The sequence below is a fragment of the Chitinilyticum litopenaei DSM 21440 genome (genome assembly GCF_000428145.1).
Classification (GTDB): Bacteria; Pseudomonadota; Gammaproteobacteria; order Burkholderiales; family Chitinibacteraceae; genus Chitinilyticum; species Chitinilyticum litopenaei.
Genome location: NZ_ATZJ01000073.1, coordinates 1 through 5,414 on the forward strand (window position 1 = coordinate 1; position 5,414 = coordinate 5,414).

At 64.6% G+C, this 5,414-nt stretch carries 7 protein-coding genes and 1 pseudogene; 5 read left to right on the forward strand and 3 right to left on the reverse strand.

Going from position 1 to position 5,414, the window contains the following annotated elements; genetic code table 11:
• Positions 1-271 (forward strand): annotated as a pseudogene (locus tag C515_RS0116255) (IS630 family transposase); the annotation flags it as partial.
• A gap of 13 nt (positions 272-284) precedes the next feature.
• The gene (locus C515_RS0116260; RefSeq protein WP_158380853.1) at positions 285-614 is read left to right on the forward strand and encodes a hypothetical protein; all 330 of its coding nucleotides are present in this window, start codon (positions 285-287) and stop codon (positions 612-614) included.
• A 23-nt stretch (positions 615-637) separates the two neighbouring features.
• Here C515_RS0116260 and C515_RS0116265 read toward each other — a convergent pair whose 3' ends face one another.
• Together C515_RS0116265 and C515_RS0116270 are read right to left on the reverse strand one after the other, a co-directional pair.
• Positions 638-940 (reverse strand): DUF3240 family protein, encoded by a 303-nt coding sequence (locus tag C515_RS0116265; RefSeq protein WP_028456372.1) that lies wholly within the window; start codon positions 938-940, stop codon positions 638-640.
• Between the two features lie 2 nt (positions 941-942).
• Positions 943-1,893 carry a sodium-dependent bicarbonate transport family permease gene (locus C515_RS0116270; protein WP_028456373.1) on the reverse strand — a complete coding sequence of 317 codons (951 nt, stop codon included), beginning with the start codon at positions 1,891-1,893 and terminating at the stop codon, positions 943-945.
• Between the two features lie 453 nt (positions 1,894-2,346).
• On the opposite strand from C515_RS0116270, the gene C515_RS0116275 reads away from it, so the two are divergent.
• Positions 2,347-2,709, forward strand: a complete 363-nt coding sequence (locus C515_RS0116275) for a hypothetical protein (RefSeq protein WP_028456374.1) — start codon at positions 2,347-2,349, stop codon at positions 2,707-2,709.
• 180 nt (positions 2,710-2,889) lie between these two features.
• Here the strand turns inward: C515_RS0116275 and C515_RS0116280 are convergent, their stop codons facing one another.
• A complete protein-coding gene (locus C515_RS0116280) occupies positions 2,890-3,666 on the reverse strand; it encodes a TFIIB-type zinc ribbon-containing protein (RefSeq protein ID WP_028456375.1) in 777 nt (258 codons plus the stop codon).
• A 260-nt stretch (positions 3,667-3,926) separates the two neighbouring features.
• On the opposite strand from C515_RS0116280, the gene C515_RS0116285 reads away from it, so the two are divergent.
• Both C515_RS0116285 and C515_RS0116290 read left to right on the forward strand, forming a co-directional pair.
• On the forward strand, positions 3,927-4,283 hold the full coding sequence (locus tag C515_RS0116285; protein ID WP_028456376.1) for a VOC family protein: 357 nt from the start codon (positions 3,927-3,929) through the stop codon (positions 4,281-4,283).
• A 56-nt stretch (positions 4,284-4,339) separates the two neighbouring features.
• On the forward strand, positions 4,340-5,011 hold the full coding sequence (locus tag C515_RS0116290; RefSeq protein WP_028456377.1) for a helix-turn-helix transcriptional regulator: 672 nt from the start codon (positions 4,340-4,342) through the stop codon (positions 5,009-5,011).
• The last annotated feature ends 403 nt before the right edge of the window (positions 5,012-5,414 follow it).

A 5,414-nucleotide genomic window follows, 5' to 3' on the forward strand; every position in this document is an offset into this window, starting at 1 on the left:
GGAGTGGCTGGCCAAAAATCCGCGCATCCATCTGCACTTCACTCCGACCAGTGCGTCCTGGCTGAATCTGGTCGAGCGTTTTTTTCGCGACCTGACCGATGACCAGCTGCGCCGGGGTGTGTTTCGCAGCGTCGGGGAGCTGGAGGAAACCATTGCGCGCTACCTTGAGCAGCGCAACGCCACCCCCAAGCCTTACCGCTGGACCGCGACGTCATCTGCGATATTGGAAAAGGTTGCGAAAGCTAAAGATTCGTTGCGCTCAGAGCACTAGCTGGCTTGACGCCTTGCTATTACTGCTCGGCATGTCCTGCCTGCTTGTGCGTGGCACTGCACGCTGGTGGCACAAGGTAATACCGACCCTGTGCCTGGCGCTGTTGGGCTTGGTGGCGGCAGGCTCGATTGTGGAGCCGACATTCTGCCTGCCGATCAGCTCCAGCGAATATTGCCATCTCAATCCAGACAATCACCTGCCGAATACGCTGCTGCTTGTGCTGCTTGCTGTCTATCTGGGGCTGCTCCTGCCGCTCCGGCTCGTTGCCCGCGAGTCAGCACCGGCGCGCAACATCCTGGCCGTATTCGGCTGGGTGGCGCTGGCCTGCCTGCTGGTCCGCTAAAGCAAACACACGCCGCACGCGGCTCAGAACTTCTCCGCCCGCAGCACGCGCACGTCCGACAGCCACTGCACCAGCGCGAAGTCGCCGCCGAATTTCTGCTGGATGGTTTCCGCCAGCTGTTCGGCTGCGGCGCTGTCGGCGATCAGCTCGATCTGGATGTTGTGGTTGGCGTCGAAGCTGCCATGCTGCTCGCCGTGGTCGCCCTTGCCGCGCGCTTCGACGATGGTCCAGCCGCGCAGCTTGCGCGCGTGAAACAACTCGACCAGATCGTTTTCCAGCGCGGCTTCGGTGACGATGGTCAGCAGGGTGCGGGTATGAAAAATCATGGTCAGGCTCCGGTTACGAAAGCGGCGAAGCGGTGGTAGAGCGGGATGCCCACCAGCAGGTTGAAGGGGAAGGTGATGCCCAGCGCCGCGCCCAGCGACAAGGCGGGGTTGGCCTGCGGCACGGCCATGCGCATGGCGGCCGGTGCGGCGATGTAGGAGGCCGAGGCCGCCAGGATACCCAGGATGGTAACACCCCCGGTACTCAGGCCCATCATGAGCCCGAAGCCGATACCCACCCAGCTGAGCAGCAGCGGCAGGATAATGCCGACGGCGGCGAGGAAGAGCCCCTCGCGGCGCAGGATGCCGAACTTGCCGGCGACCACCAGGCCCATTTCCAGCAGGAAAAGCGTGAGCACGGGCTTGAAGAGGTCCAGATACAGCTTGTCCAGCGGCTTGATGCCGTCCGGCCCGGCCAGCGCGCCAATGGCCAGACCGCCCAGCAGCAGCACCATGCTCTTGCCCAGCAGCACTTCGTGCAGCAGCTTGCCCCAGCCATGCGCGGCGGAGCTGGTTTCACCGGATCGGCCCAGCCGCGCGAGCACGACCCCCACGACCAGCGCGGGCATTTCCAGCAGCACGAGGAAGAGCGTGGTCTGCGATTCATGGCTGACGCCCTGGCGCACCAGATAGGCCACGCCCACGGCGTAAGTCACCACCGATACCGAGCCGTAATGCGCGGCAATGCTGGCGGCGTCGACCTGCGGTAGGCGCCAGCGCAGCAGCGGGTAGATCAGCAGCGGAATGAGGAAGCCCATCAGCAGCACCAGCAGCGCCTGCGGCAGGATGGCGAGAAAGGGCTGCTTGGCCAGCTCCAGCCCGCCCTTGATGCCGATGGCCAGCAGCAGGAAGACCGACAGCGTTTCATACAGCGCGCTGGGCAGCTTGAGGTCGGAACGCGCCAGCCCGGCGCCCAGGCCGAGCAGGAAGAAGAGAACAACGGGATCGATCTGCATGTAGATTTGTTTCGCGTTTTTGGACAATGACAGCGAATTTACTACATCTTGGCCACAATAAACACCATGCAAAACAAGGGATATTCTCAAATCTTCATGTAGTCAAAATACGTAGCGCAAAGCATCATGAACAGGCGATATGCCGCAGGACAGGCTGACGCCCCAGTCCGGCGCAAGCCGGGAATGGAAACTGCCAGCCGCCACCTCATCCCCCCCAGCCCCGCTGGCACAAAAAAGATCCTGGGTGCCTGCGGTTTTAACTCCCTCCCCTGTCAGGGGCAGGACTGGGGTGGGGATCGTCACGTGCAGAGGCGCAAGCGCTTTACCCCCATCCCAACCTTCCCCCGGCAGGGGGAAGGGGCGCGATGCCCCCGCCACTCGACTACGGAGCATGCGGGGCGCGGCGAGTGGGCGTAACATAGCGGCCCGATTGCCTTTCTGCGGATTTGCCCCTTGAAAAACGAAGCCCTGTCCACCGATGCCCTCGAAGCCCTGGCCGAAGTCGCCCGCGGCCTGAAAAGCCGGCGTCTCAGCCCGCGTGTGTTCAAGCACATCAAGCAGCTTACCGGCCTGAAATACACGCAATACGGCCGCAGCGGCATTCCGGAAGTCACGGAAAAAGGCGTGCAGACGCTGTTTCTGAAAAGCTGCATCGACGCGCTGCGCCTCCTGGCGCGCAAGCCCGACGCGGTGGTCGATCCGCGCGCGCTGGCCTTCCTGCTGCACAAGGGCCATGTCGAGGCACAGGCAGACGGCAGCCATGCCGTCACGACCAAGGGCCTGGAGTCGCTGGCGGACATCGACGCCCAGTCCTGATACATCGGCACGCATGGCTCTGTAGCCCTTGACTATTGATCCGCCCCTCAGAAGTTTGAATTTCCGTAGGAGCGAGCTTGCTCGTGAAGCATTGCTGATCGCGAGCAAGCTCGCTCCTACGAGTAAAAACATCAGAGGGCCGGATCAATAAAAGGGCTGTCGAGACATACCCACGAAAACTCACTCGCGCCAGCGCTCCACCGCCCAGTTGAGCAGCAGTACCAGTCCCAATGCGGCGGGCTGCCAGTGCCCGCTGATTAGCGCATACAGCGCCAGGGCCGCGGCCACCAGCCAGACCCAGCGCGGCCACAGGCGGGTCTGACTCGGGGGTGAAGACTCGGCCAGCGGCGCGCCAGCCGCTGCCGCCGCACGCTTGGCGGCGGCGATGCGCAATTCCGGATCGCCCTCGCCCAGCACGGCATTGACGCGCTCCCGGCGCTCGGCTTCCAGTCTGGCCATCTGGGCGCCGCCGGCCTCCATCCATTCCGCCAGCACGGTGAATTCGCCACCGTCCAGCCACACACCGTGTTCGCGGCAGTCGTCGACAATCAGCGGAATGTGGCGGTTATAGGCGTGGCGGTGCATCACCTTGCCGCAAGCCGGGCAGGGCCGGTAGCGCACCGCTTCGCGCGGCACGCGTTCGGCCAGGATGGCGCTGATGCGGCCGTGATTGATCTCGCGCACCTGCCCCGCCACCTTGTCGAGCGCAATCTGCAGGGCGCCGGGCGCAAATTTCAGGCCCTTGCAGGACGGGCAGAAGCCGATGGTGACATCCAGTCCCGCGCCCAGCTGCAGCAGTTGCAGATCGCCGCAGCCATTGGGGCAATGCAGCTCGCTGTGCTCGGCCAGCAGGCGGAAATCGCGGATCGCCAGCAGGTCGACGGCGTTGTGCAGGCCGCAAAACGGGCAAACCAGCGCATCGACCGCCAGCGGCGCGCCACATCCGGTGCAGTTCATGCCTCTCCTCCTTGCGCATCTGCAGTCAGCAAGTGTAGCGCCATACTGCGGTCCGACACAGGCGCACAGGAATACAGCATGCTGTATTGCCACACAAGCCATACAAGCCATTGGCTGCATGCCCATACCCACAGGGCATTGCTGACACACAGGCCGCAGGCTGCGGCAGGCCCGAGGCTGCTGACACCATGTTGTCAGTAGCCCCCAGGCATGCTCTCCCTACTGCAGTGAGCAGTGCTACCCATACCAAGGAGAACACCATGCATGCCATCAACTGGTTTGAAATTCCCGTCCACGATCTGGACCGCGCCGCCGCCTTTTACGAAACGCTGTTCGCCACGCCGCTGCAGCGCAGCGAGTGCGGCATGGCGCTCTTTCCCTATCAGGAGGGCGGCGTCGGCGGCGGGCTGACCCGCTCGGACGACTTTGCACCGGCCAGGGGCGGCGTGCTGCCCTACCTGAATGCGAAGGATGGCCTGGATACCATGCTCGGCCGCCTGCAGGCGCTGGGCGCGGAAATCGCGCTGCCAAAGACCGAGGTCTCGCCGGAAGTCGGCCATATCGCGATCTTCATCGACAGCGAAGGCAACCGCATCGGCCTGCACCAGGAACCCTGATCCGCACGGCGCGCGGATGCGGCATACTGTGCCGCATTCCGCCGCCACCCACCGCCATGCGCCGCGCCGACCGCCTCTACCAGATCACGCTCTTCCTGCGCAGCCGCACGCTGACCACCGCGCGCTGGCTGGCGCAGGCGCTGAACGTGTCCGAACGCACCATCTACCGCGACATCGCCGACCTGATGTGTACGGGGCTGGACATCGAGGGCGAGGCTGGCGTGGGCTACCGGCTGCGCACGCGCAACGAGCTGCCGCCGCTGAGCTTTGGCGCGGCCGAGCTGGATGCGTTGCGCCTCGGTTGCCGGCTGGTGAGCCAGCGCGGCGACGCCGGGCTGGCGCTGGCGCGCATCGAAACCGCGCTGCGCGACGCCGGGCAGCGCCTGCCCGATACCGCGCTGTTCGCCCCGCCCGTGCGCGAGGACGCCACGCAGCCCGCGCTGGGCCTGTTGCGCACGGCCATCAGCGCCCGCCAGGAAGTGCATTTCGCCTACACGCGCGCCGACGGCACGCCCAGCGAGCGCACGGTGCAGCCACTGGGCATGTTCTATTGGGAAAACAGCTGCTCGATGGTCGGCTGGTGCACGCTGCGCGATGATTACCGCCACTTCCGCCTCGATCGCATGCAGGGGCTGGCGCTCACCGGCGTGCATTTCGCCCCGGTGCCCGGACGCAATCTGGCCGACTACCTGCGCCGCGAGGGCGTGCCGCCCGAGTGCCTGTTCTGAAACCGGATGGCCAATGCAGCCGCATAAAAATCCCTGATTATGTCTTTCCTTCAGAAAGCGAAGTTTTTCAGCGCCTGCGGCGCGATGTTTTACATGCCGGGTGTGCCCGGCGGCACGTCAGGGGACTCTACTGCCCCCCACAAAGTCTGCGACTTTGCGGGGACCCCGCGCTTGCCAAGCCCCCCGACACCCCCAAGGCGCGCGCGGCGCTAGGCGGCAAAGCCGCCAAGCTCTGCGGTGACAGCCGCCCCGCTGCGCGGGGTGCCTTGCGATGTGCCCCGCAGGAAATCCCCTTGGGGGACCAATGCCGCTCAGTTAAGCAAAAAGCTCCGTCAGGAGCTTTTTGCTTTTGTAACATAGTGCCCCTTTAAACCGCGCTGCATCCCGACAGATCAGCCTCCTC

Bases quoted from the DNA above. Each gene is read 5' to 3' on its own strand.
- C515_RS0116265 (WP_028456372.1), bottom strand. From the start codon at position 940: ATGATTTTTCATACCCGCACCCTGCTGACCATCGTCACCGAAGCCGCG.
- C515_RS0116270 (WP_028456373.1), bottom strand. From the start codon at position 1,893: ATGCAGATCGATCCCGTTGTTCTCTTCTTCCTGCTCGGCCTGGGCGCC.
- C515_RS0116280 (WP_028456375.1), bottom strand. From the start codon at position 3,666: ATGAACTGCACCGGATGTGGCGCGCCGCTGGCGGTCGATGCGCTGGTT.
- C515_RS0116285 (WP_028456376.1), top strand. From the start codon at position 3,927: ATGCATGCCATCAACTGGTTTGAAATTCCCGTCCACGATCTGGACCGC.
- C515_RS0116290 (WP_028456377.1), top strand. From the start codon at position 4,340: ATGCGCCGCGCCGACCGCCTCTACCAGATCACGCTCTTCCTGCGCAGC.